The organism is Nonomuraea sp. ZG12, assembly GCF_052068115.1.
GTDB lineage: Bacteria > Actinomycetota > Actinomycetes > Streptosporangiales > Streptosporangiaceae > Nonomuraea.
Genome location: NZ_JBQHCW010000021.1, coordinates 37,517 through 61,098, shown reverse-complemented (window position 1 = coordinate 61,098; position 23,582 = coordinate 37,517). Strand labels below are relative to the sequence as shown.

The following is a 23,582-nucleotide window of genomic DNA, read 5'->3' as shown; positions in this document are numbered from 1 at the left end:
ACCTCCAGGTCGGTGCAGATCCTCATGCGGCGCTCCCGTACGGGGTGTAGGCGTTGACCATGGCGTGAATGTCGGTGTCGGAGACGTAGGCGGCGCGGACCCGGATGGGTTCGGGACTGGCCTCCAGCCGGACGTAACCGACTCCCGCGCCTCGTTCGGGGACGGGTGAGATGCGGTCGGCCAGCGCTCCCCGGTCGCGGGCGCCGTCGCCGAGGACCATGTCGACCTGTTCCGACTCGTCCAGGCGGAGGGCGATCTTGTCGGGGAACAGGTTGCGGATGTTCATGACCTCTTTGCGCGGGTCCTGGAGTGCGGCCAGGACGCCGACGCCGACCGCGCGGCCTTGGGTGGTGAGGGTGGCGAGGGCGCAGGAGATGCGTTGCCGTAGCTGCCGGTCGGACTGGTAGGCGGTCAGGAACGCCACCTCGTCGACCACGACCAGAATGAACGGATCATCGACCGTGGGCGTGTGGGAGCGCTGGAGCCCGGCGAAACGGGCGGCTCGCTTCTGCATGACGGCGACGGCCTCGTCCAGCAGGTCGGCGCACTCCTCGGGCGTGGCTGCGTACCGTGTGCCGAAGAGTGCGCGGCCGTAGGACAGTTCCATCAGTTTCGGGTCCAGCGCCCACAACTCGACCAGGCCCACGCTGGCGGCGGGAAGTAGGGAGCGGATGACGGACCAGATGATCGACCCCTTGCCGGCCCCGGTCGCGCCCGCGACGAGAACGTGAGTTCCGTGCACCTTGAGCCGCCACGGTCGCCCGTCTTCGCGGGTGCCGATCTCGACCGGTCCCACGGTCGGTTCGATGGGGATGGACAGGGCCGGCAGGGGTTCAGAGAGTGGATCGCTGCGCGGGAAGGTCAGCGTCAGGTGTCCGGCCTGGGTCAGCGTCACCCGGCAGGATGCGGCGCCGAACCCTTGGGCGAGATGGTCGGTGCGGTCGGTCCAGTCCTTGACCGGTTGGCCTTTGAGCATGCGCACGGTGACCTGGTCGGCCCAGGAGGTGCAGGTGACCTTGCCGAGCCGAGGCAGGTAGTCGCGGCCCCGGATGTGGCGGCCGAGACCGGAGACGATCAGGACGGGTTGCCAGTGTCGCCGGTAGATCCAGGTGAGCCGCCACCAGGCCAGCAGCCGGTAGCCGATCAGGCGGTTGAAGGACGCTCGGTCGATGTACGCCCATGAGGCGAGGGTCAGGATGACCGTGCCGAGCACGGATGCCGCCATGGGCCAGCCGTAGACGTACCAGGTGACGCCGAGGGCTACCGGGACGGTGGCCGCGATGGGGTGGCGCCAGATCGTACGGACGAGCCCGGCGAGCATGCGCCAGCCCAGGATGACGATGGTGAGGATGGCGGGAGTTTTGACGACGGCCGGGCGGAAGACGACGGCCGTGTCGGGCGTGGTGGAGACGAGGTTGCGCGCCTCGTCGCCAGGCAGCCGCTTGAACATAAGCTGGGAACCTCTCGTGATGGAGTGAGTCGTGGGAGAACCGAGGGGCCGCCGGAAGTTGCCGCTTCCAGCGGCCCCGCTTCGTGTCAGGCCGCCGTGTCGGTGGCGTCCTTGGCCGGCTGTTCGGCGTGCAGGCACTCGCAGTCGGCCAGGTAGCGAGCGGCGGCGTTGAAGATCTCGCGGGCGATGTTCAGGTCGGCGTCGGTGACCGGCCCGGCTCCGGTGGTGGAGATGTGCACGTTGGCCTCCTGGGAGCTGAACTCCAGGTACGGGCGCGGAGTACTTACCAGCAGTCCGGCGCTGACCTTCAGGCGCGGCGTGTGGAAGGAGACGCCGACGTGCGGCTCGGAGTCGGGTCGTAGGGACAAGGTGACGTAGGTGTAGGGCCGGTGCTCGCTCATGCCGCCACCCCGTGACCGTCGGGCAGACCGTAGAAGCTGCGCTCCAGGGAGCGGGCGAAGCGGTGGGCCTCGCGGGCGAGCTGGCGCGCGAACTCCAGGTCCTTCACCGTCACGGGGCCACTGGTGGTGACCAGGACGGAGGTGGCGCCGAAGTCGAGCGCCAGGACGGGCTCACGGCGCGGGAACGGGTGGTTGAGGGTGCGGGCGGCGTGGCCGGTGGTCAGCCGGATCACGCTGGTGCGCGGGGTACGGCGACGGGTCATCAGGCGGCGTCCTTTCCGGCCTTGGCCGGGGCGGTGGTCTGGTGGGGAGCGCGCATCTCGCGCACCTTGATGGAGTAGGCGAGGCGGCCGTTGCCGTTGACGTACGGCGTGACCGAGATGCCGTCGAACTCGACGGGCGTGAACGGAAGTCCCGGCATCGGCTGCGGGGGCACCGGCTGGACCGGGGCGAGGATCTTGACCGCCACCGTCTTCTGAGCGGGCTTGAGAGCCGGGTCACCGTCCAGAACCGCGACCTGCCAGACCAGCTCACTGGTCTGCTTGTCGCGGGACTGCACGAAGCGGCCGTTAGTCGAGGCGTCGAAGTCCTTGACGGGCTCGACCTGGCCGACGACGTAGCAGCCGTGCGGGAAGACCATGGCGAAGGTGACGGGGATGGGGCCTTGCAGAGCCATAACAGCTTTCCTCTCTTGGCTGACAGGCACTCGACCTATCAAGTAGTTGGACGATAACTCTGCGTAGCTTGATAGGTCAAGTGTCTAGGCTGAAATGACAGCCGTGTCACCGTTGCGATACACAGGCGTGCAGGTCGACGGCTCCACATCATGGGAGGTTCTGGTGCGAATCTTGTGGGGGTGTGTGGCCGCAGCCGTGATCACCGCGCTGGCTGGCCTGTTCTTCCTGATCGTGAAGCCCCAGCTGCGCGACAACGCTCGGCTTGATGCCTTTTACGAGCGCGTACTCGACTACCCGCTCCCACCGAGCACCCGCAACCTCTTCCCGATGGATGGTGATGCGATCTTCGACAAGAACCTGTCCATGGGGAGCGGAAGCTACTGCGACTACCGGGTTCGGATCACGTTGCAGACTGCTCTTACTCCGCAGGAGATCCGCCGCCACTATGACAGCGCGTCGATCCCTGGAGCCGAGGAGGAAGCGATGATCACTCTGTACTTTTCAGAAGAGGACTCCGCCGGCGGTCGCCAAGTAATCGTCGAAGCGTATGATTCTCATGACTGGGACGGAGATTGGCGCTGCTTCTAGCCGCAGACCGCATCCAGGCTCGGATGGCTCTATGCGATCGGATAGGCGTCTTCTAGCTCGTGCCGGTCGGCCGGGAGAAGCACCTCCACAACGGCCAATGGGCGCCCTGACGCATCACGCACCGCGCCGAACACGGCCAGAAGCGGAGTGTTTTTGGACATGCCGAGCTGTCCGGCCTCTGTGGTCGTAGGCATGCGCGCGGTGATCTGCTCCACGATGTGATCGAAGCGCACCCCCTTGCGCGACGTCAGATGCTCCCGGATGCCCTCCCGCAACGGCTCACCACTGGTCAGATCAGTGCCCTCCGACAGCTCCAAGGGCAACCACAACGACACCAGCTCAGTCGGCTCACCGTCACCGTCACCGGCCACCAAGCGCCGACGCAGGAACGCCCTGCCCTTGGGCTGCATCTCTAGCAGCGACGCCACCCGGTTGGACGGTGTCACCGCGCCCGCCTCCACCAGCTCGCCGGGAGTATCGGTCTCCGGGTTGGTCAGGTACGCCTGTCCGGGCCGGTTGGACTCCATCGACGCCATCGCGGGACGGCCACGTACGAAACGGCCTTTTCCCTGTTGGGAGTCGATCCAGCCCTGCTCACGCAGCACCCGCAGCGCGGCGACCACGGTAGGCCGGGACACGCTGAACTCTTTGATGAGCTGGTGTTCACTGGGCAGGAGGGAGCCCGGTGGGTACGTTCCCGACTCGATACGCCGCTGAAGGGCCTGCACAAGCTGCGCATACTTCGGCGGTACGGACTCAAGCGACATTTTGACCGTCCAACACCCGACAGGTTGTTTTACCAAGTTTGAGCGTAACCTGGATCAGCCCGCTCCGTCCAAGCATTCCGCTGACGTGCGGGAAGAAGGCCCGGCAGGCAGTCGCGGAGGAACGGGGGCGACCCTCCATGGGCATGGACTTGACCACCTGCCGGGCGATGAGACGCGACGAGGCTGGGAAGGACCGCCCCGTACCCCTCCGAACGGGGACTGGCGCCACCTCGCCGCGCCGGCCTCTTACTTGGCGACACACTCCGCCAAGACGCTTGCCGCCCCCTCCACATCGCCGACCGGATGCCGCCTCTCGGCGCTCTGCCAGGAGAAGTACGCACCGCCGTACCCGACGAACACCCACACCGGCAGCCCCGGCTCGGGTCGGCGCACGATGAGCGCACTGTTGTCCGGTAGCAACTCGGCCTCGACGCCGAGACTCGTGAGCCGCTCGCGCAACTGGGCCAGGGCGCGCCCGTCCCTCTGGTGCCCGAGCCCGTTCGTGGCCGCCAGCATGATCGGATTCATTTCTCGTTCCTTTCGGCCTGGCCTTCGCCGAGGCAGTCGAGACACTTACGCTCCTCGATCTCTTCCGCCCCCTCTCCGCCAGTGCCGATCAGGAGGGCGCGGCACGAGCCTTGGAGCTTGTAACCGCGTCCCCGGCACGCCGGGCAGGGGCCTGTCTCGCAGTTCTTCTCTGGCCGGGTCACCGTCGCCATCTCCTCGCGAGTCGTTTCCGGTACTCCCTACGGCGGAAGTCCGCTGCACTTACCTTGTTGATTGATGGCAAGTCCACCGGCAATGCAGAATGGGGGGACCTCCTTTCCAGGTCCCCCAGTAGCCCCCTTTAGCCGCTCTCATTCGAAAGAAGGCCGGATATGCCCAAAATGGGGATGAATGTTCGCCTTCGCGAGTGGCGCCAGAAGGCCGATTTGACGCGGGCCGAAATGGCAAAAATGATCAATCTCAGCAAAAGCGGGATCAAATACAAGCTGACCTGCGACGAGGAACGCCTACGCCGCTGGGAGGCGGGCGAGGTCGCGTGGCCGCGAGAGCCGTACCGGCTGGCGTTGGCCGAGGTCACCCACCTTGACCCGGAGGATCTGGGGTTCGTCCCCGTCAAGCGAGGTCCCGCCAAGGCGGAAAACGAGCAATTGCCACATAGCTCGTCTTTGGCGAATATTGGCACCAACCTCGCAGCGCTGCGGGACAAAGCAGACTTCGAGCGGCAGTTGTCAGCACCTGCGGACGAGGGGACACTTGTCGTGCCGGGCCGCGCTCCCGATGGGAGGATCATCTTCTTGTCTGTATCCCGCCGCACATTCCTTCAGGGCCTGGGCGTCGGCCTCGCGGGAATCATGCCGTCAGAGAACACGTCGCTTCCCGTTTCACCAGCGCGACGACTTGCCACGGCCACAGGTGACCTCAGCCCCGTCGAGCACTTGCAGCAGGTACGCAAAGTCCTGATCGACAATGACAATCTGCTCGGCCCCCTGAACACGATCCCCGCCGTCCAACAGCAGATCACCGCCATACATCAACTCCGCCAGGCGGCGCGAGGCACCGACCGGCACCAGTTGCTCAGACTGCAGGCCGAATACTGTGAGTTCTGCGGATGGCTCTACCACGACGCGGGCGACTTCCAGGCCGCCCAGTACTGGGCAGACCGCGCGCTTGAACTGTCGCACGCCGTCGCCGATCGAGACATGACCACGTTCATCCTGGCGCGCAAGAGCCAGCTCGCCGGCGACATGGGAGACGCGGTCACCGCCATCGACCTGGCCGAGGCCGCAAGCACCCTCGCCCGCCCAGGCAGCAAACTCGAAGCACTCGCCCCCACCTACGGCGGATACGGGCACGCCCTGCGCAACGACGGCAACACCGCCAGGCGCGAACTCGACCGCGCCCACGAACTCCTCCTCAACGTCGCCGACGATCCCAACTCTCCATGGGGCCTATGGCTGGACGAGCCATACCTACAAGCCCAGCGCGCACGGAGCAACGCCGAACTCGGCAGGTTCAGCGAAGCGGTCGAAGGTTTCCGGTACGCGACAGCCGCCGTCCCGCCGTCCTTCCGCCGTGATCTCGGCGTCTACCTGTCACGGGAATCGATCGCCCACGCGGGAGCGGGAGAGCCCGAACATGCTGCCAGCGTCGCCATGTCCGCACTGTGCATCGCCGAGGACACTGGATCAGCCCGCATCATCAACGAACTCCTCAAGCTGGACCAGCAGCTCCAGCCCTGGCGCAGCGCACCCCTCGTTGCCGAGCTGCGCACCGCGCTGAGAGGTACGGTGTTGCGGCAAGCATGATCACGGTTCCCTGGAAGGTCTCATGCGACGCCCCTACGTCCTGCTGAGCTGCGCGATGTCCGTTGACGGCTACATCGACGACACCACGCCGGAACGGCTCCTGCTCTCCAACGCCCCCGACTTCGACCGCGTCGACCAGGTCAGAGCCGACAGCGACGCCATCCTCATCGGCGCCACCACGATGCGCCGAGACAACCCCCGCCTTCTGGTCAACTCCGAAACCCGGCGAGCCCAACGAGCTGCCCAAGGCCTGCCCCCGTACCCGCTCAAGGTCACCGTCACCAACAGCGGAGACCTCGACCCGGACCTGAAGTTCTGGCACCACGGCGGCGAAAAGATCGTCTACTGCCCCGACCCGGTCGTCTCCAAGCTCCGCGAGTCACTGCGCGACCTGGCCACCATCGTCGGCCTCGGCCCCACTACGGACCTCGCACAGATGCTGGACGATCTCGGCCGGCGCGGCATCCAACGCCTCATGGTCGAAGGCGGCGGCACCATCCACACCCAGTTCCTCACCCAGGGACTCGCCGACGAGATCCACCTCGCCATCGCGCCCATCTTCGTCGGCGACGCCGACGCCCCACGCTTCGTCAACCCCGGCGACTTCCCCGGAGGCACCGGCCACCGCATGACACTCGCCGAAGCCCGCACCGTGGACGACGTCGTACTACTGCGCTACCTCCCCAAACAGCCATCGGGTAGTACCACCTCATGACCGCCACCCCAGACGACCGCCGATGGCTGCTCACCGCGATCGATCTGTCTCGCCTCTGCCCACCCTCGGACACGGCCTTCTCCGTCGGCGCAGTGATCGTGGACGAGTACGGCAACGAACTTAGCCGCGGCTACTCCCGCGAGACTGACGAGCACGTGCACGCTGAAGAGGCCGCCCTGGCCAAACTCCCTGCCGGCGATCCCCGCCTCAAGAAGGCCACCATCTACAGCACTCTGGAGCCCTGCAACAAACGACGATCACGTCCGAAGACCTGCACCCAACTGATCCTCCGAGCAGGCATTCCTCGCGTAGTGATCGCCTGGACAGAACCTCCCACCTTTGTCACTGATGCCAATGGGACAGAAGTCCTCACCGCTCACGGCGTCGCTGTGATCACGCTTCCTGAACTGGCCGAAGCAGCCCAATCGGCTAACACACATCTGATCGACCCACCCTCAGCCTGAAGGGCCCAGCCAACGGCCGACACGACGTGTTACCGAGGTGGTGTTGAGGGCCTGGAAAACTTGCCGAATTGATCTCTTAGGTATCAAGCGGCGGCGCGGCGCGCCGCCGTACCCCGGCCCTCCGCCCGCCCGCCGTCCGGGCGTGCGGCCTGGGGGCCGGTCCCGGACGGCGGCGGGACACCGGGCCGGGCACCGCACGCCTGCCCCGCCGTACCAGCCGAACGCCCCGACCGGGGTTGCCGCGCCGCCGCACAGATGCAGCCCTACGATCGCCACTGGATGGCCGGCCACCGTAGATTGTTGGGGGCGATCGGCGATCCAGGGTTCGTTCCTCACCCTGGCTCACCGAGCAAACGTCGCTGGTCGTCTCCCGCGTATGGAGGCATCGGTGTCGGTCACGTGACCATATGCACGCCATCCATGCCGCTTTGATACCCGGTTCGGCGGAACCGGGATCATGACAGCTAATCCTGGATCGCCCATGCTTCCCGAGGAAGCCAGTGAGATGGGTCGTCCATCGCCTCAGTCGGTAGGAAGACTGGTCGTGTGAGCAGATGGTCGCCTGCCCGCTGCACGCCAACGACTACACCGAGGGAAATTGAGCCTGGTTCGCCTGCGTTCATGTAGGCGAGTTCCTCATAGGGTTCGCGGCTCGCGGCACGCTCCTGCATCCATTGCTCAATCTTCGAGGGAACACGGCCGACCAGGGCGGTGCCGTCCGCGAAGACCTGCGGCCCTCGAAGAGCGTCAACCGAAACGGCCTTGAGCTTCTCATCTGAGCTGTAGTAGAGCGTCAGGCCGGTCTCCCGGTACTTGGCCATCTTCACAAGACCGTCCCCGTACCGCGGGTGGGTCGTGATGCCACCGAGCGCGGCAGTCACCTCACTGGGACTCATCCCGAAGTGCAGTGGACCCACACTCACGAACGGATCCAGCGTCCACTGCTGCCGCTCACTCTCGGGCAGCACAGTCCACCATTCGAACATGGGTACGCAGCTTACGATAGCTGGATCGAGCATCAGCCCCGCGCCATCGCCGCTGGGTCCAGCTCAGAGCCTTGATCGCAGTGCCATTAGAGGCGGTTACGAGGAGTCAACCACGGTCACTCACGACCGGCCTCAATCCCAGGTCAACGCCTCTACGAGCCAAGATCCCTGCAATTCCCAAGCTGACAGCCTACGTTGGACCCAATACCGCTCTCACGATCGCCTTGCGATGGCTCAGGTCAGCACATGGGCGGGGGTGATCGAAGGTCCGGGGCTTCGTTCCTCAGCCCCGGCTCACCGGGCATCGTGGGAGTCTTCAGCGGCCGTCCCCGCTGGGCCATTAGCGGGCCATTAACCCCGGCCAACAGGAGTCATTCATGGTCACTCACGGACCCACATTTTCCCAGTTCACGGCCCATACGGCACAAGGTCGGGCCGATTTGCAAGCAGGAAGTCAGGAGTTCGAATCTCCTAGGCTCCACCAGCAAAAACGCACCCTCGCCGAAGATCGTTGGCGAGGGTGCGTGACTAACTGAGTGACTACGGCGTCTGCTTACGACGGACGATCTCCGTGAGCGCCTGGACGAGCAGACGAAGCACCGCCACTGCGTGACGGTGCTTCCGGTCGGAGAAGATCGCCACGAAGGCGGCGATGGGGATCGGGAGAAGCACCAAGAGGACCGTGATGGATCCAAGGGTGACAAGCGACATTTGGGTACTCCAAGCACGACAAGGACGCTCATCGCGTCCAAGTCGCGGAGCTTCACGTTAGCTCACACAGAATTCGAATTGCCTAGAGGCAGGCATGCCATGCGATGGGCAAGATCAACGGTAGCGTGCATGGGCTCGACGGTAGTACAAACAGCACCTTCGGCTCCGCGCCGCCGCACAGCATGAGAAGTTCCCGGACCCACGTGCCTGTTGGCGGTAGGTCCTTGCCGGGTGGACGGATCGTCGGGCCATCAACGGGCCGGCAAGAGGGCCAACAGCGGTCACTCACGGGTATGCATGGAGCGTCCGACACGCAGGTCGAGGCGCGTCTATTAAGAATCTTGCCCGCACGCTGACGGGGAGTGTGCTGAAGAAGCCGATGAGCTGTCGTGCGGCGCAGGGCGGCAGCCCTGGTGCGCTGGTTTCCGGGTAGCGAGGTATACTATTCGCTATACTGCGGTATGTGGCCGACGAGTGGGACGTTTACATCGTCGACGAGGTGCGCGAATGGATCGAGCAACTCGACAACGTGACACATAAGCGTGTCGTGGAAGCGATCGATCTGCTTGCTGAAGGAGGGCCAGGTCTGGGGCGGCCGTTGGTAGATACAATCACCGCTTCACGTCTGCAGAACTTGAAGGAGCTGCGGCCGGGGACGGTGCGGATCTTGTTCGCCTTCGATCCATGGCGATCCAGCATCCTGCTGGTTGCGGGTGATAAGGCCGGGCGGTGGAACGCCTGGTACAGGCAGGCCATCCCGATCGCTGAGCAGCGCTACGAGGTCTACATGAAGGAACGGCAGACGGAGGAGGGCGGATCGTGACGAAATATGCGCGCTGGAAGGACATCCGTGCTGAGCACGTCGAACGTGCCGGCGGCGAGGAAGCCGTGGAGGCGGGCAAGCAGGGACTCCTTGCCAAGGTGCAAGGACACCGGCTTGCCGAGATCCGCCGTAGTCGTGGGATGACCCAGCAGGACATCGCACAGCGCATGGGGGTCACCAAGGGCCGCGTTTCGCAGATCGAGCAAGGCAAGATCTCCGGACAGGACGTTCTCGCCCGATACGCCACTGCTCTCGGCGGTCAGCTCCATCAGTCGATCTACTTCGACGATGGGGACATCGCAGCCATTGCCTGAGATGTGGGCGAGACGCTGAGCAATCCTGCGGTAGCAGTTCACGCGTCCTCGGAATGACCAAGGTAGGCCGTCGGCCGGGGAGCTGTGTACAGCAGCAGGTACAGCAACATCGGCTTACGTGATCACATGCCATCAGCCCGTACCTGCCGTGTGACCAGGACGAAGGCCTCTCCACGGGGAGACCGGCTCCCGTTTGCAAGCAGGAAGTCAGGAGTTCGAATCTCCTAGGCTCCACCAGGTAGAACACCCCGCCACTGATCTTGTGACGGGGGTGTTCGTGCCATTAGCGTGCCATTAGCCAGCGGGGACCAGCACGCCCGCGCTGCCGTCGTCATCTCCCTTCTTGGGCTTCTTCGCCTTCTTCCGTCGACCCGGCCGACTGCGCCGACCTGCTCGACGAAGCCGTCTCGGTGACGCAGAAACGCGCGGCCCGCTTAGTCTCACTTGATGCTTGACGCTCACACTGCCGAATTGTTTTTGTAGGTATCAAGGGGCGGCGGCGCTGCGCGCCGTCGCCCGGCCCTGCGCCTGCGGCGCACGCCGGGCATGCGGCCTGGGGGCCGGTCCCGGCGCGCGAGCAGGACTTCGGGCCGTCACCGCACGCCCGCCGCGCCGTACCCACGCCATCCGCCGGCCTCTGGTCGCGCCGCCGCCCCAATGCAGCCCTACGATCGCCACGGGGTGGCCGATGTCAATCGTGGCCGGGGGCGATCGAAGGTCCGGGGTTCGTTCCCCACCCCGGCTCACCGGGAAATGTGGCTGATCAATCCGGCTCGCTACGCTCGGTGGCGTGGCTGGTCCTGTGTTGGTGATTGAGTTGCCGGAGCGAGTGTCAGACGCGGCGCTGGGCGACCTGCACCGACTGTTGTCCCATCTGTCCCCTAGGTTCGAGGAAAGGCGTGTCGGCGAGTACGACATCAGTGTTTCCGCTAAGCAACTAGGGGCCGGGGAAGACGAAACGCGGGCCGGGCATCGGCCGTTCATCGTCTCCGTGATGGGACCGGGCATCGGAGACGTGGAGATCTTCGAGGCCGAGCACGCAGGCGAACCGGATCTGAAACCGTTCATCGGCTTTGAACCGACGCACGCCGTCAACGTGATCGCGATGTGCAACAGCCAGAACGACCACATCGCCACGGCTCTCCTGACCGCCGCCATCATGGATGTGATCGGGGGCATCGCCCACGTGGAATTGCATGAGGATCAGATACCGATCGTTGCTGGCCTCCAGGGCCTTGTCAGACTGGTCCCCGATCGCTGGGAGGTGGCCTTCGGCACGTCGGTTTTTCTGCGGGCATGGGCCACGCATCCGAGCTTCCGCCTCGTCAAATGAACTCCCGTGTCGGACGAGGATGTCAATGAGGGTGTGCGCTCGCTCCATGATCCGGATCATGTCCGGAACGATCAACGACGGAAGGCATCCAAGCAAGGAAGAAACACCAGGTTAGGGGTCGCGAAGCGCCTGTATCCTCGACCCCCTGTAAAACCGTCGGCACTGTTCCGGGGAGCCCGAGGTGACTCGTGCGCGAGCCGGAGCTCTGACTCCGTCCCGCGGCCAGATGGACACTCGTCAGGGCGGGTGGCAGTACACGATCGTGTCGAGATCCGGGGTGGACAGGTCAGGTCGGGGCGATCGAAGGTCCCTTGAGCGCTGGCACACTCGGTGTCGTCGCCTTGGCAGGTGGTGATGACGTCCTTGGTCGTGGTGCCGCTCATGGCCGCGACGTGGTCTGCTACCTCGGGTGAGAGGGCCTTCGGTGCGGGCGAGGAACCCGATCGCCTCGGTGAGGTCGTCGGGGTCCTCGCGAAGGAGACGCTGTTCGATCCAGCAGGTGAATCCGCTGTGAGAGCGAGCCACCAGGGCAGTTCACTCGGACGTCATGACTCCCTCCGAAATATCCCGACATGTCGTACGTATCCTTCTCCCTTGACCCGGTTAACGGATGGCCTGGTTAACAGGAGGAATATGACGTGGACGAACATCATGGGCTGACAGAGCGGTTTGTCGAGCATCGCCCGCATCTGCGCGCAGTGGCCTTTCGGATGCTCGGCTCGCTGAGTGAGGCCGATGACGCGCTGCAGGACGCCTGGCTGCGCGCCAGCCGCGCCGATGTCAGGCAGGTGCAGAACCTCGCCGGATGGCTGACCACGGTGGTTGCCCGGGTGTGCCTGAACATGCTGCGTTCGCGCGGCAGTCGCCGCGAGGAACCACTGGACATCCAGGCGGCTGATCCGCTGCTGGGCGCTGCGTCCATGGGCAATCCCGAGCAAGAAGTGGAGATGGCCGACTCGGTCGGGGTGGCGCTGCTGGTGGTGCTCGATACCTTGAGCCCGGCCGAGCGGGTCGCCTTCGTGCTGCACGATCTGTTCGCTGTGCCGTTCGAGGAGATCGCCCCCATGCTGGAGCGTTCGCCGGAGGCGACCCGGCAACTGGCCAGCCGCGCCCGCCGTCGTGTCAAGGGAGCGGCACCCGCGCCGCGCGTCGATCTGATCCGCCAGCGGGAGATCGTGGCAGCGTTCCTGTCCGCCACCCGCAGCCAGGACTTCCAAGCTCTGATCACGCTGCTTCACCCCGATGTCCTGCTCCGGGCGGACAAGGCCGTCATGCTGACCGCCGCGCCCGTCGTGGTCCACGGAGCCGAGGCCGTCGCCAAGGGCGCGATGGCCGCCATGCAGCGGGCCCAGTTCACCGGACCCGCTCTCCTCGACGGTGCCGTCGGTCTGGTGATGGCTCCTTACGGCCACCTGCGTGTGGCAATCACGTTCACACTCGTCGATGGGCTCATCACCGACATCGACGTCATCGCGGAGCCCGAACGTCTCGATCGACTCAACCTGACAGTCCCCGATTGACAACGGTCGGGAGGTGGATCGCCCGGATTCACCTCCCGACGCCGGGCTCGTCAGGTGTGGCGCACGTCACATTCGCCATCGGTCACATCGCCCTGTGGCGCCGGGTCAAGGCAGCGACGGACTCACCGATCACGTCGCTGCGGCCCGGCCCAGCGTCCACCGAAGCAAGGGGCACTCCGATGGTTCACATCATCGTCACCGTTCTTGCCGCCGCCTGGGTGGCTTTCTCCGCCTACGCCGTCCTCACGCGCGCCGCGTGGGTCGTTCAGCCGCTGGCATCGTACGGTGTCCCGCAGTCATGGTGGCCCTGGCTGGGTGCCGCCAAGGCCGCAGGTGCGGCGGGGCTGCTGGTCGGCCTGTTCGTGCCGGTGATCGGCCTGCTGGCCGGAATCGGCCTGGTTCTGTACTTCGTCGGGGCCGTCATCACGGTGCTGCGCGCCCGGTCCTACGCGACGGTCGCCTACCCGATGCTGTACCTCGTGCCGGTTGTCGCCGCGCTCCTGCTGGGATCGGCCGCCTGACAGCACAGCCAGAGGCCGGGCCGACTGTCCACCCAGAACCCACCCCGGTTCCCCTCGCCGCGCGCGAGGAGAACCGGGGTTACCCGCCTGCTGACCGTCTGGGGAGTTGCCCGCCTCGCCGTCGCGAAGGGCCCGTCAGCCTCGCATGATCTGCGGTTGGCTGAAAGCCGTGTTGTCGACGACCACGTCCGCAAGGCGCAGCGGGTCGACCTCGGCGACGTAGAGACCCTCGGCCGGCAGGTAGCGCTCGCGGTGGAGTGTCTCGGCTTCCGAGCTGGCCCAATCCTGGTCGCGCTCAGCCCCGCGGCGAGCTGTGGTCTCCGGGGACACCTCTAGCCGGATGCGGAAGTTCCAGTACTTGTTGATCTCCGGACGGAACGCGAAGACGCCGTCGACGACAAGGAGGGCATCCGCAGCGGCGGCCGTCACCACCGAGGAGTGGTCCACCTGCGTCAAGGGATCGATGCTGCACAGCACTGCCTGCCCGGAGCCGTGCGGATCGCAGGGTTCCAGCAGGAGGGTGGTTACGGCGGTGTAGTCGTAGGCGTTGCGGTAGTAGCCCTCACCCGACTCCCGGTCATAGAGATGACGGTCCCGCCACGGCTTCTTGAAGTCGTCCAGGCTCGCCCGCAGCACCGGGCGCCCTGCTCGGCTGAGGTGCTCGGCGAGCTCGTGGCCGAAGCTCGTCTTGCCCGCCGCGGTGGGTCCGTCGATGCCCACTCGCAGCCGTCCGTCGCCGATCGCCAGGATTCGGTCGGCCACCTGCTTGACCAGCGCGGTGCGCTCGGGTGAAGCGGGGGTGGGGCAGGGCTGTCGCCATGTGGAGACCGAGGTTTGGATGCCGACTCGACGGGAGGTCATGAACGGGAGCCTATGGGCACGCGGTAACGGCGCTTCAGCGCGGACCAGTGGCCCCGCTGCACTGCAGTCATCGCGTGCCGATCCGGGCCGGGACGTGTCGTCAGGTCAGGTGGATCCGCATAGCCTTTGGAGCTCCTTCAAGTCTGTGTTGATATCCGCGATCACCGGGTCGGGATCGGCAAGGATCATGCCGGTCAAGCGGAAGTTCAGCTCCTGGAACTTCCTGGCCAGCTGGCTGATCGTCGTCTGCACGACTCCCTGCGCGTCGGCCTGCGCCCATCAGCTCCTGGTACGTCTGGCGAGCCGCGGCTGCCTGGCTGCCGCGGCTGGTCCCGGCGTTCCGGCGGTATGCGGTCAGCGCTGTCATAGCTGCGTCGCAGCCGCCGGGCCGGACCGCCGGCAGCGGTGAGAAGGAATCCGGGCCCTCCCGCGTGGTACTTGGCACTGGTCGCCGGGGGGTGCTGGACTCAGGCGACGGAGTCAAGGCCGGCGGTGTGGTCCGGATGATGACCGGATCTGGTGACGATGACTGGGAGGTGGGGGTGGTGATCTTTCCCTCGGGTTCGGACGGTGGAGGCGGCGCCAGGTAGGCGACCAGCGCGATCACGACGGCGGCCGCACCCGTAAGACCGCTCACTGCCGCCCAGTCCAGGCGAAAGCCGGCTCCTCGGCCTGCCGTCGGCGGCTGCCCTGGTCGGTTCTTCGTCATGCCCTCATCGTGGCCGAGCCGTCGCGTACGGTCCAGAACGCCTCCTGCAGATACCCGGCCAAGGTGGCTTGAGGAGTAGTTACGCGATGAGCAGGAGCGCGCTGATCGCCAGCATCACCACCGCGGTAGCGCCGTGGATGCCGTAGACGGCCATCTTGGGCCCGTTGCTGCGCAGCACGATCAGCGCGTCGCCGACGGGTATGACGCTGGCGGCCAGCATGAACCAGCCCAGCAGGTGGGTTGTCCCGCCGACCATCAAAAGGAAGACGAAGAGCCCTGAGGCCATGTCGCGTACGCCCTTGACGGCGAGCCAGGCCTGAAAGTTCCGGTCCTCGGTCGGCGTGTCGGGGATCCCGAAGCCGACCGCGGCCTGCGGTGCCCAGAAGACGCGGGCGCCTATGAAGATGATGCCCGCGCCGATCAGTCCGGCGAGCACAGTGGCGATGTCGCTGAGCATGCGGTTGTCCCCTCGATGGCAGCGCCTCTATCTAGCGACGCTAGTAATGATAGCGACGATATTACTAGCGTGGACATTTTGTCTAGCGTTGCTATGATGCGGCCATGTCCGCCATCACCGAACGCCGCGAACGTGAACGCGCCCAACGTCATCAGCTGATCATCACGGCCGCCCGTGAGCTGGCCGAGGCCGAGGGGTGGGAGGCAGTGACAACGCGAAGGCTGGCTGAGCGCGTCGAGTACAGCCAGCCCGTGCTCTACAGCCACTTCAACGGGAAGGACGCCATCCTGCGCGCCGTTGCCATCGAAGGCTTCGGTGAACTCGCGGCCCGCCTGCGCAGCGCCCGGCTGGCCACCCCCGAGCCGCCGGAGTCACTGCACGCCGTCTGCCGCGCCTACCTGGAGTTCGCGACCGAGCAGCCCGCCCTTTACCAGGCCATGTTCGTCCTGCCGACCGATGTGAAGTTCGCGCACGCCGAGACGCCGCCTCCACTGCGCGCCGCTTTCGCCGAGTTCGTGAGCTGCTTCCACCCGGACAACCTGCGACGCGAACTGTCCGCCGAAGTCACCTGGAGCGCGTTGCACGGCCTGGCCGCCCTGTCGGACAGCGGCCGAATCCCCCCGAACGGCCAAACGGAGCGGCTCGACTTCCTTGTCACCCAGATCGCCGGCACACCAGATGGACCGGCCCAAGGATCTGAGCCGAGCCACTAGGTCGGCTCGCGTGCAGGATCGGCGGCGGCGCTATGGATACGTGGGGCCGGCCGACGTGCGGGCCGAGATCAGCAACCACTCGACTGGCTACTGCCCGGACATCAGCTCGTGGCCGGCGCTCGCCGAAGCTCTGGACCGGGCCGGCCTGGGCCGTCGGTCCGGCTTCACGCATGAGGTGCTGTTCCGGCGCTCCGGAAAAGCGTTCGGAAGGGGCGGCGAAGAGCAGGCCCACATGCTCGCGCATGGGCGATCATTGTGTTGATCGCCTTCTTGCTCGGACAGGTGTAGACGATCCGCCTCTGAAGGCAGCGAACGCCCGCCCCTCGGACGGTCGCCGGGTGGGGGCGGAGTTTCCGTCCTGGGACGGGCGAGGCGCAGCTCGTCCCCGACCATAAGCTGAAGGTGTGTCCCCCGCACTGGTCCTGCTCGATGGCGTTCGCTGGCAGGGTGCGCGCGTGGTCGGCGATCGCGCGCATACCCTGCTGGCCGTGCTCGCCCTGCACGGCCGCGCAGGGGTCGGTGACGAGCGGCTGGTCGAGGCGCTGTGGCCGGACGAGGCGCCGGCCAACCCGACGAAGGCGCTGCAGGTGGTCGTCTCGCGGACCAGGGCGGTGACCTGCGCGGACGTCGTGGTGCGGATCCCGCGCGGTTACCGGCTGGGACTGCCCGCCGGCCAGGTGGACGCGCTGCTGGTCGGCACGCTGGTGGAGCAGGCACGGGCCGCGCTGGGCGAGGACGACATGGTGCTCGCGTGCCGCCGCGCCGAAGAGGCCATGGGCCTCGTGGCCGGCGGCCTGGACGGCGCCACCGGCCCGCTCGCTGAGCTGAGAGACGTCGCCGCAGGGTGGGTGGCCGAGGCGCGACGGGTGGCGGCGATCGCGCGGGGCCGGAGCGGCGCTCACGAGGGCGCGTTGCCGCTGCTGGAGGAGGTCGCGGCCGATCGGCCGTACGACGAGGAACTGCTCGCCTGCCTGCTGCGCAGCGAGGCCGCCGTACGAGGTGCCGCCGCCGCGCTGGAGCGCTACGGGCGGTATCGCGCGGGCCTGGTCGCGCGGCTCGGCACCGAACCGGGGCCTGAGCTCGCCCGTGTGTACGCCGGACTCCTCGTCGCCGATCGGCCGGTACGTGAGGGCATCCTGTTCGACGGCTCCTCGCTGCTCGGCCGCGACGGCGACATCCGTGCGGTGCACGCCCTGTTGCGGACCAACCGGGTCGTCTCGATCATCGGCCCCGGCGGACTGGGCAAGACGCGGCTGGCCCATGTCGTCGGCAGGAACGCCACGCAGCCCATCGCGTACTTCGTCGAGCTCGTCGGCGTCTCCTCGCCGGAGGGCGTGGTGGGCGAGGTGGGCTCGGCGCTCGGGGTTCGGGACTCGGTCAGCGGGCGGCACGTCCTGACCGCCGAACAGCGCTCCGACGTTCGCGCCCGGATCGCCTCGCATCTCGACCAGGCTCCGGCGTTGCTGATATTGGACAACTGCGAGCATGTGATCGAGGCCGTCGCCGACCTGGTGGCGTTCCTGACCGTGACGACTCGCGACCTGCGGGTGCTCATCACCTCGCGCGCTCCCTTGTCGATCCCCGCCGAACGCGTCTACCAGCTCGGCGAGCTGCCCGCGGGCGACGCGGTGGAGCTGTTCCGTCAGCGTGCCACGGCCGCCCGCCCGGGGGTGCGGATCGACGAGGGAGCGGTCGAGGAGGTCGTCGGCCGCCTCGACGGGCTGCCGCTGGCGATCGAGCTGGCCGCGGCCAAGGTGCGGGTGATGTCGGTGGAGGAGATCGCGCGCCGCCTGGCGGACCGGTTCGCCCTGCTGCGCGGTGGGAACCGTACGGCTCCCGACCGGCACCAGACGCTGCTCGCGGTCATCGACTGGTCGTGGAATCTGCTGGACGAGCCGGAACGGCAGGCGTTGCGGTGGCTGTCGCTGTTCGGCGACGGTTTCACGCTGGCCGCGGCCGAGGACGTACTCGGCCCGGACGCCCTGCACGTCGTGGACGCGCTGACCGAGCAGTCGATGCTCAGCGTGCGCGAGACGACGTACGGCCTGCGCTACCGGATGCTGGAGACGGTCAGGGAGTTCGGGCGGATGCGGCTGAAGGAGGCCGGCGAGGAGGCTCCCGCCCGGGCGGCGCAGCGGGCCTGGGCGACGGAGTACGCCCTCCAACACGCCTCCCGGCTGTTCACCCCGGCGCAGTTCGCGGCGGCCGACGCGCTGCGCGCCGAGGAGAGCAATCTCGCCGATCTGCTCCGGCAGGCTCTCGGCGAGTCCGATCCCGTCACGACGTTCCAGTTGCTGGCCGGCGTCGGCGCGCTGTGGTCGATCCGTGGCGACCACACCCGGGTGTTCGTGCACCGGGACGCGATCACCCAGGTGATCGACGACTGGGTGCCGCCGCCGCACCTCGTCGAGGTGACCAGGGCCGCCCTGTTGATCTTGCTCATGAACCTCATGATCGTCACTGACCGCCGCGACGATCCGCTGCGCGATCTCCTCCGTACGCTGCCCACCGGCGACACGACGGATCCCCGCCTGGCGGCGATGACCACGGTGCTCATCGCGTGCGACGTGGCCGACGGCGGCGACGCGCGCCGCCGGCTGGCGGAGCTGTGCCGGAGCGCCGACCGTGACCTGGCCCTGGCGGCGATGCAGGCGAACGTCCACGTCCTGGAGAACGCGGGAGACCTGAGCGAGGCGGTCGAGGCGGCCGAGCGGGCCCTGACCATGTTCGGCGAGGACGAGGGCCCGTGGGTCGTCGCGATCATGCACGCCGAGCTGGCCAACCTGGTCATGCAGCTCGGCGATCGCCGGCGGGCGGTCGGACACGCCCGGTTCGCCCTCCCGGTGCTGAGCCGGCTCGGCGCTACGGACGACGAGACCCAGCTCCGCGCACTGCTGCTGGTCTCCGCGCTCGCCGACGGCGATCTCGACACCGCCGAGGCCGAGCTCACCGAGCTCACCCGGATCTACGACAGCGAGGCAGTGCTCGGCGGGGTGGCGATCGTCTCGCTGTGCGCGGGCGAGCTCGCCCTCGCCCGTGGCGAGCCGGCCGCCGCGCTCGCGGAATACCGCCTGGCCGTCCAGCGGGCGTACGACCGGCGCCTGCCCAGGGTGCCGCGCACGGAGCTCACGCCGTGGACGATCATCACGGTGTCGGTCACTCTGACGGCGTACGCGTACCACGCCCCGCCGGAAGAGGTCCGGTACGGCGAGGAGTTGTTCGCCACCATCCGGGGTTACGACCCGCTGGCCCCGGACAACCCTGTTCTCGACTACCCGGTGTGCGGCTCGATGATCTTCTCGCTCGGCGCCTGGGGGCTGCTGCGGGGAGCCATGGCCCCCCGCGACGCGATCAGGTTGCTGGTGCTGGCCGAGCGGTTCGCGTACAACAGCAGCATGCCCTGCATGGCCTTCGAGCGGATCGAACCGTACGCGGAGCGGGCCGCGCCCGGGATGATCGCCGCCGTGCGGGCGGAGTACGGTGATCGACGCGGCCCCGACCTGCTCGACGAGGCGCGCGGTCTCCTCGAGCGACTCCGGCCGTGACGGCGGAGGGTCACATGTGCCGTTTGTAGCTGCGTACCGACAGCGGCGCGAAGATCGCGATGACGATCAGGCACGCCAGGAGCGTCCAGGCCACCTCTCCGCTGACGAGGGCGTTGTTGGCGAGGTCACGGGCGGCCGTGACCAGGTGTGAGACCGGGTTGATCCGGACGAACGCGGCCAGCCAGCCGGGCAGGGTCTCCACCGGGACGAACGCGTTCGACAGGAACGTCAGCGGAAACATGATCATCATGGAGATGCCCTGGACGGCCTGGGCGCTCCTGGCGATCGTGCCGACCCAGGTGAAGACCCAGGCCAGCGACCAGCCCGTGATGACCGCCAGCAGGATCGCGGCGAGCACGCCGCCCACTCCGCCGCCCGGACGGTAGCCCATCACCAGGCCCATGCCGAAGGTCAGCGTGGCCGCGGTCGCGTAGCGCAGCAGGTCGGCCACCATGGGGCCGGCGAGCGGCGCGATCCGGGAGATCGGCAGCGACTTGAACCGGTCGAAGACGCCCTTCTCCAGGTCCTCGCGCAGTTGCGTGCCCGTGGCCATGCACGTCGTCAGCACGGTCTGGGCGAGGATGCCGGGGATCATCAGCGGAAGGTAGCTCTGTACGTCGCCCGCGATGGCGCCGCCGAAGACGAAGGCGAACATCGCGGTGAACAGGATGGGCTGCAGCGCCACGTCGAAGAACTGCTCCGGGTTCCGGCGCATCTTCTTCAGCGCCCGCCACGCCATCGTCAGGGTCTGGCCGAGCGTCTCCCCCATGGAGACGCGCGGCCGCGCGGCGGCCACGCGATCGGCGGCCCGGACCGCCTCGCGGGCGGGTGCGACCATGGTGCTCATCGGTTCTGCTCCGTTCCGGTCTCGTCGTTCGCGCCCGTCTCGTGGCCGGTGAGGGCGAGGAAAACCTCGTCCAGGCTGGGCTTGGCCACGCTGACCGAAGAGATCGACACCCCGGCGGTGCGCAGCGCGATCAGTACGTCCGCGGCCAGGTCGGCCTGGTCGAGGGCGACGTTGAGGCGGCCCTGCTCCGGGCTGAGGACCGGGTCGGAGCCGAGGACGCGCCGCACGACCTCCACGGCGGTGGGCACCTCGTCCGGCTCGGCGAGCAGCAGCTGGAGGGTGGAGTTGCCCACCGCGGTCTTCAACTCGTCGGGGGTGCCCTCGGCGACCTTGCGGCCGTGGTCGATGACGGCGACGCGGTCGGCGAGCTGATCGGCCTCGTCCAGATACTGCGTGGTCAGCAGCACGGTGCAGCCATCGGCGACCAGATCGCGGATGGTGTCCCACATCTGGCCGCGCGTGCGCGGATCGAGGCCGGTGGTCGGCTCGTCGAGGAAGATCAGCGGTGGCCGGGTGATCAGGCTGGCCGCCAGGTCGAGGCGTCGGCGCATGCCACCGGAGAACTGCGCGATCGGTCTGTCGGCGGCCTCCTCCAGGCCGAACTGGCCCAGCAGCTCGACGGCGACGCGCCGGGCGCGCGGCGCGGCGATGCCCTGCAGGCGCCCGAAGAGCCAGAGGTTCTCGCGGGCGGTCAGGTTCTCGTCGACCGACGCGTACTGTCCGGTGACGCCGACCAGCTGGCGGATCATGTGCGGGCTGGCGGCCACGTCGACCCCGAAGATCTCGGCACGGCCCCCGTCGATCTTCAACAGGGTGGCCAGCATTCTCAGTGTGGTGGTCTTTCCGGCGCCGTTCGGGCCGAGGACGCCGAAGATCTCACCAGGGTGTACGTCCAGGTCGATCCCGTCGACGGCACGGTGCCCGCCGAACGTCTTCACCAGCCCTTCCGCATGTACGGCCAGGTCGGTACCCCTGTCGGGGGGCGGGCCGGCCCCGAGACGTCCGAGTTCTGTGATGCTCATGGCCCCACTCTCGGCGGCGCCGGTTTCACGGCACCCTCGGCCGGTTTCACCGGTTGCCGGGCGGCGGGTGTGGCGTCGTTAGGCTGACGTGCATGGGTCCGCGGCGTCATCAGGAGAGAAGGAGGCGTCGGCGATCCGGTGGTGCGCCGGCATCCCACGCGACGACGTCGGTGGCGGACGCCGACGTGCTGATCGCCGGGCTTTTCTCCGCCAAGCAGAAGGATCACGCCGGCCTCATGGACGCTCTCGCCGCGGAGGTCACCGAGTTGGGTGGGCGAGTCGTCCGGCGGTTCGTGCAACGCCGTGGCGTCTCGGGCGGCAAGAAGGGCCGGGCTCCAGGCGGGCAGGCGAACATGGATCAGCCCTACTCATCGCGAACACTGATGAGCACCGGCAAGGTGCGCGAGATCGCGGAGGCCCGTACGGAGACCCGGGCCGTGGCCGTTGTGTTCGTCAACCAGCTGACCGTCAGGCAACGGACGGTGCTGACCGAGATCCTCGGCTGCCCCGCACTGAGCCGCAGCGACCTGCGAGGCCACGACCACCACGCGTGGCGCCTGGAGAGGCTCACCCGCGAACACTGACGAAAGTAGGGGCGCGAGCTGGCCTTTCGGGCATGTCGGGCATGGTGGCGTTCTTCCTACAGTTCTGCCTGTGATCAGAACCCGCCGCGCCGCCGTGGCCGTCCTCCTCGCCCTCACCCTGCCCCTGCCCGTGTCGGTCTCCACGGCGTTTCCCGCTGCCGCGGGTGTGCGCTTCGCGATCCCCCGCCCCACCGGGCCGTACGAAGTCGGGCGCGACACCCTGCACCTCGTCGACGGCGACCGCCGTGATGCGTGGGTGCCCAAGGCCGGCGCACGTGAGCTGATGGTGTCGATGTACTACCCGGCCCGCGCCGGTGGCCGCGCCGCGCCGTACATGACGACTGACGAGGCCGGGCTCCTCCTCAAGGGACAGAAGCTCGACACCGCCTTCAAGGCCGAACAACTCGCCGGCGTCCGCACGAACGCGCGCGTCGGCGCCCGCCCCGTCGATGGCCGGCACCCCTTGGTGGTGCTCTCCCCTGGGTTCAGCCTCAACCGTGCCACCCTGACCACGCTCGCCGAGGAGCTCGGCTCGAAGGGCTACGTCGTGGCACTCGTGGATCACGCCTACGAGTCGTTCGGCACGACCTTCCCTGGCGGCCGCACCCTGACCTGCGCCGCATGCGAGGTGGTGGAGAAGGCTCCCTCCGACGAGGCGGAGAAGAGGCTGCTGGCCAAGGCCGCCGTCGGACGGGCGGCCGACATCTCCTTCGTGATCGACCGGCTGACCCGCGCTGCCGGGTCCGCACCCGCCTGGAAGCGCTGGAAGATGATCGACCCCCGCCGGATCGGCGCCGCCGGCCACTCGCTCGGCGGCAATGCCGCGGCGAGCGTCATGGCCACCGACCGCCGCGTCCGCGCCGGGGTGAACATGGACGGCACGTTCTTCGCCCCGGTCCCGGCCGCCGGCCTCGGCGAACGGCCGTTCCTCATGCTCGGCACCAAGGCCGGCCACTCGCCCGACTCCACCGACACGACGTGGCCGCGCGACTGGCGACGGCTGGACGGCTGGAAGCGCTGGCTGACCGTGGCCGACTCCGGCCATTTCACCTTCATCGACCTGCCCATCCTGGGCGGGCAGGCCGGGATGACCGACCCGGCCGCGCCGCTGTCGGGCAAGCGGTCGGGCGAGATCACCGCGGCGTACGCAGGCGCCTTCTTCGACCAGCACCTCCGTGGCGAACGCCGGCCGCTGCTGGACGGCCCGTCCCCGGCCAACCCCGAAGTAGCCTTCCAGAACCCCTGAGGCGGTACGGTTTCGC

At 67.5% G+C, this 23,582-nt stretch carries 27 protein-coding genes; 14 read left to right on the top strand and 13 right to left on the bottom strand.

The window, feature by feature from the left end:
* Positions 1 to 22: 22 nt before the first annotated feature.
* The 4 genes from ACTMTF_RS37540 to ACTMTF_RS37525 all read right to left on the bottom strand — a co-directional run bounded on the left by ACTMTF_RS37540 (position 23) and on the right by ACTMTF_RS37525 (position 2,527).
* Positions 23 to 1,450 (bottom strand): FtsK/SpoIIIE domain-containing protein, encoded by a 1,428-nt coding sequence (locus tag ACTMTF_RS37540; RefSeq protein WP_441114927.1) that lies wholly within the window; start codon positions 1,448 to 1,450, stop codon positions 23 to 25.
* Positions 1,451 to 1,536: 86 nt separating this feature from the next.
* The gene (locus tag ACTMTF_RS37535) at positions 1,537 to 1,851 is read right to left on the bottom strand and encodes a hypothetical protein (protein ID WP_441114926.1); all 315 of its coding nucleotides are present in this window, start codon (positions 1,849 to 1,851) and stop codon (positions 1,537 to 1,539) included.
* Entirely contained in the window at positions 1,848 to 2,114 is a 267-nt protein-coding gene (locus ACTMTF_RS37530; protein WP_441114925.1) for a hypothetical protein, read from the bottom strand. Before ACTMTF_RS37530 ends, ACTMTF_RS37535 begins: the two co-directional genes overlap by 4 nt.
* Positions 2,114 to 2,527 carry a plasmid replication, integration and excision activator gene (locus ACTMTF_RS37525; protein WP_441114924.1) on the bottom strand — a complete coding sequence of 138 codons (414 nt, stop codon included), beginning with the start codon at positions 2,525 to 2,527 and terminating at the stop codon, positions 2,114 to 2,116. The genes ACTMTF_RS37530 and ACTMTF_RS37525 overlap by 1 nt, the downstream gene beginning before the upstream one ends.
* A gap of 127 nt (positions 2,528 to 2,654) precedes the next feature.
* On the opposite strand from ACTMTF_RS37525, the gene ACTMTF_RS37520 reads away from it, so the two are divergent.
* A complete protein-coding gene (locus ACTMTF_RS37520) occupies positions 2,655 to 3,116 on the top strand; it encodes a hypothetical protein (protein WP_441114923.1) in 462 nt (153 codons plus the stop codon).
* Positions 3,117 to 3,145: 29 nt separating this feature from the next.
* On the opposite strand, the gene ACTMTF_RS37515 is transcribed toward ACTMTF_RS37520, so the two are convergent.
* Entirely contained in the window at positions 3,146 to 3,883 is a 738-nt protein-coding gene (locus ACTMTF_RS37515) for a GntR family transcriptional regulator (protein WP_441114922.1), read from the bottom strand.
* 246 nt (positions 3,884 to 4,129) lie between these two features.
* Entirely contained in the window at positions 4,130 to 4,411 is a 282-nt protein-coding gene (locus ACTMTF_RS37510) for a hypothetical protein (protein ID WP_441114921.1), read from the bottom strand.
* Between the two features lie 350 nt (positions 4,412 to 4,761).
* On the opposite strand from ACTMTF_RS37510, the gene ACTMTF_RS37505 reads away from it, so the two are divergent.
* Genes ACTMTF_RS37505 through ACTMTF_RS37495 form a run of 3 tightly spaced genes read left to right on the top strand, consistent with a single transcriptional unit; the run spans position 4,762 to position 7,374 of the window.
* Positions 4,762 to 6,195: a hypothetical protein gene (locus ACTMTF_RS37505; RefSeq protein WP_441114920.1), complete on the top strand. Its 1,434-nt coding sequence runs from the start codon at positions 4,762 to 4,764 to the stop codon at positions 6,193 to 6,195.
* Between the two features lie 22 nt (positions 6,196 to 6,217).
* Entirely contained in the window at positions 6,218 to 6,910 is a 693-nt protein-coding gene (locus tag ACTMTF_RS37500) for a RibD family protein (protein ID WP_441114919.1), read from the top strand.
* Positions 6,907 to 7,374, top strand: a complete 468-nt coding sequence (locus tag ACTMTF_RS37495) for a deaminase (RefSeq protein ID WP_441114918.1) — start codon at positions 6,907 to 6,909, stop codon at positions 7,372 to 7,374. Before ACTMTF_RS37500 ends, ACTMTF_RS37495 begins: the two co-directional genes overlap by 4 nt.
* 464 nt (positions 7,375 to 7,838) lie before the next feature.
* Here the strand turns inward: ACTMTF_RS37495 and ACTMTF_RS37490 are convergent, their stop codons facing one another.
* Together ACTMTF_RS37490 and ACTMTF_RS37485 are read right to left on the bottom strand one after the other, a co-directional pair.
* A complete protein-coding gene (locus ACTMTF_RS37490; protein ID WP_441114917.1) occupies positions 7,839 to 8,360 on the bottom strand; it encodes a hypothetical protein in 522 nt (173 codons plus the stop codon).
* Positions 8,361 to 8,900: 540 nt separating this feature from the next.
* Positions 8,901 to 9,032, bottom strand: coding sequence for a hypothetical protein (locus ACTMTF_RS37485; protein WP_441114916.1), 132 nt, complete (start codon positions 9,030 to 9,032; stop codon positions 8,901 to 8,903).
* Between the two features lie 502 nt (positions 9,033 to 9,534).
* Between ACTMTF_RS37485 and ACTMTF_RS37480 the strand changes: the two genes are divergently transcribed.
* From ACTMTF_RS37480 to ACTMTF_RS37460, 5 genes are all read left to right on the top strand, one after another.
* Positions 9,535 to 9,894 carry a type II toxin-antitoxin system RelE/ParE family toxin gene (locus ACTMTF_RS37480; protein ID WP_441114915.1) on the top strand — a complete coding sequence of 120 codons (360 nt, stop codon included), beginning with the start codon at positions 9,535 to 9,537 and terminating at the stop codon, positions 9,892 to 9,894.
* Complete coding sequence (locus ACTMTF_RS37475) at positions 9,891 to 10,208, top strand: helix-turn-helix domain-containing protein (protein ID WP_441114914.1); 318 nt, start codon at positions 9,891 to 9,893, stop codon at positions 10,206 to 10,208. Before ACTMTF_RS37480 ends, ACTMTF_RS37475 begins: the two co-directional genes overlap by 4 nt.
* Positions 10,209 to 10,998: 790 nt before the next feature.
* Entirely contained in the window at positions 10,999 to 11,541 is a 543-nt protein-coding gene (locus tag ACTMTF_RS37470) for a DUF6368 family protein (protein ID WP_441114913.1), read from the top strand.
* Positions 11,542 to 12,179: 638 nt separating this feature from the next.
* Positions 12,180 to 13,061 carry a sigma-70 family RNA polymerase sigma factor gene (locus ACTMTF_RS37465; protein ID WP_441114912.1) on the top strand — a complete coding sequence of 294 codons (882 nt, stop codon included), beginning with the start codon at positions 12,180 to 12,182 and terminating at the stop codon, positions 13,059 to 13,061.
* A gap of 179 nt (positions 13,062 to 13,240) precedes the next feature.
* Complete coding sequence (locus ACTMTF_RS37460) at positions 13,241 to 13,582, top strand: DoxX family protein (RefSeq protein ID WP_441114911.1); 342 nt, start codon at positions 13,241 to 13,243, stop codon at positions 13,580 to 13,582.
* A gap of 135 nt (positions 13,583 to 13,717) precedes the next feature.
* Here the strand turns inward: ACTMTF_RS37460 and ACTMTF_RS37455 are convergent, their stop codons facing one another.
* The 3 genes from ACTMTF_RS37455 to ACTMTF_RS37445 form a co-directional block, all read right to left on the bottom strand.
* Positions 13,718 to 14,443: a uridine kinase gene (locus ACTMTF_RS37455; RefSeq protein WP_441114910.1), complete on the bottom strand. Its 726-nt coding sequence runs from the start codon at positions 14,441 to 14,443 to the stop codon at positions 13,718 to 13,720.
* A 105-nt stretch (positions 14,444 to 14,548) separates the two neighbouring features.
* Positions 14,549 to 14,695: a hypothetical protein gene (locus ACTMTF_RS37450; RefSeq protein WP_441114909.1), complete on the bottom strand. Its 147-nt coding sequence runs from the start codon at positions 14,693 to 14,695 to the stop codon at positions 14,549 to 14,551.
* 536 nt (positions 14,696 to 15,231) lie between these two features.
* Positions 15,232 to 15,609 (bottom strand): DUF4267 domain-containing protein, encoded by a 378-nt coding sequence (locus ACTMTF_RS37445; RefSeq protein WP_441114908.1) that lies wholly within the window; start codon positions 15,607 to 15,609, stop codon positions 15,232 to 15,234.
* A gap of 104 nt (positions 15,610 to 15,713) precedes the next feature.
* On the opposite strand from ACTMTF_RS37445, the gene ACTMTF_RS37440 reads away from it, so the two are divergent.
* The 3 genes from ACTMTF_RS37440 to ACTMTF_RS37430 all read left to right on the top strand — a co-directional run bounded on the left by ACTMTF_RS37440 (position 15,714) and on the right by ACTMTF_RS37430 (position 19,867).
* Positions 15,714 to 16,322 (top strand): TetR/AcrR family transcriptional regulator, encoded by a 609-nt coding sequence (locus ACTMTF_RS37440; RefSeq protein WP_441114907.1) that lies wholly within the window; start codon positions 15,714 to 15,716, stop codon positions 16,320 to 16,322.
* Positions 16,323 to 16,332: 10 nt separating this feature from the next.
* Complete coding sequence (locus ACTMTF_RS37435) at positions 16,333 to 16,584, top strand: hypothetical protein (RefSeq protein ID WP_441114906.1); 252 nt, start codon at positions 16,333 to 16,335, stop codon at positions 16,582 to 16,584.
* A 142-nt stretch (positions 16,585 to 16,726) separates the two neighbouring features.
* On the top strand, positions 16,727 to 19,867 hold the full coding sequence (locus ACTMTF_RS37430) for a BTAD domain-containing putative transcriptional regulator (RefSeq protein ID WP_441114905.1): 3,141 nt from the start codon (positions 16,727 to 16,729) through the stop codon (positions 19,865 to 19,867).
* 10 nt (positions 19,868 to 19,877) lie between these two features.
* On the opposite strand, the gene ACTMTF_RS37425 is transcribed toward ACTMTF_RS37430, so the two are convergent.
* Positions 19,878 to 20,714, bottom strand: a complete 837-nt coding sequence (locus tag ACTMTF_RS37425; protein WP_441114904.1) for an ABC transporter permease — start codon at positions 20,712 to 20,714, stop codon at positions 19,878 to 19,880.
* Complete coding sequence (locus ACTMTF_RS37420; RefSeq protein ID WP_441114903.1) at positions 20,711 to 21,736, bottom strand: ATP-binding cassette domain-containing protein; 1,026 nt, start codon at positions 21,734 to 21,736, stop codon at positions 20,711 to 20,713. The genes ACTMTF_RS37425 and ACTMTF_RS37420 overlap by 4 nt, the downstream gene beginning before the upstream one ends.
* A 170-nt stretch (positions 21,737 to 21,906) precedes the next feature.
* On the opposite strand from ACTMTF_RS37420, the gene ACTMTF_RS37415 reads away from it, so the two are divergent.
* Both ACTMTF_RS37415 and ACTMTF_RS37410 read left to right on the top strand, forming a co-directional pair.
* On the top strand, positions 21,907 to 22,320 hold the full coding sequence (locus ACTMTF_RS37415) for a hypothetical protein (protein ID WP_441114902.1): 414 nt from the start codon (positions 21,907 to 21,909) through the stop codon (positions 22,318 to 22,320).
* A gap of 70 nt (positions 22,321 to 22,390) precedes the next feature.
* On the top strand, positions 22,391 to 23,566 hold the full coding sequence (locus ACTMTF_RS37410; RefSeq protein ID WP_441114901.1) for an alpha/beta hydrolase family protein: 1,176 nt from the start codon (positions 22,391 to 22,393) through the stop codon (positions 23,564 to 23,566).
* Positions 23,567 to 23,582: the final 16 nt, after the last annotated feature.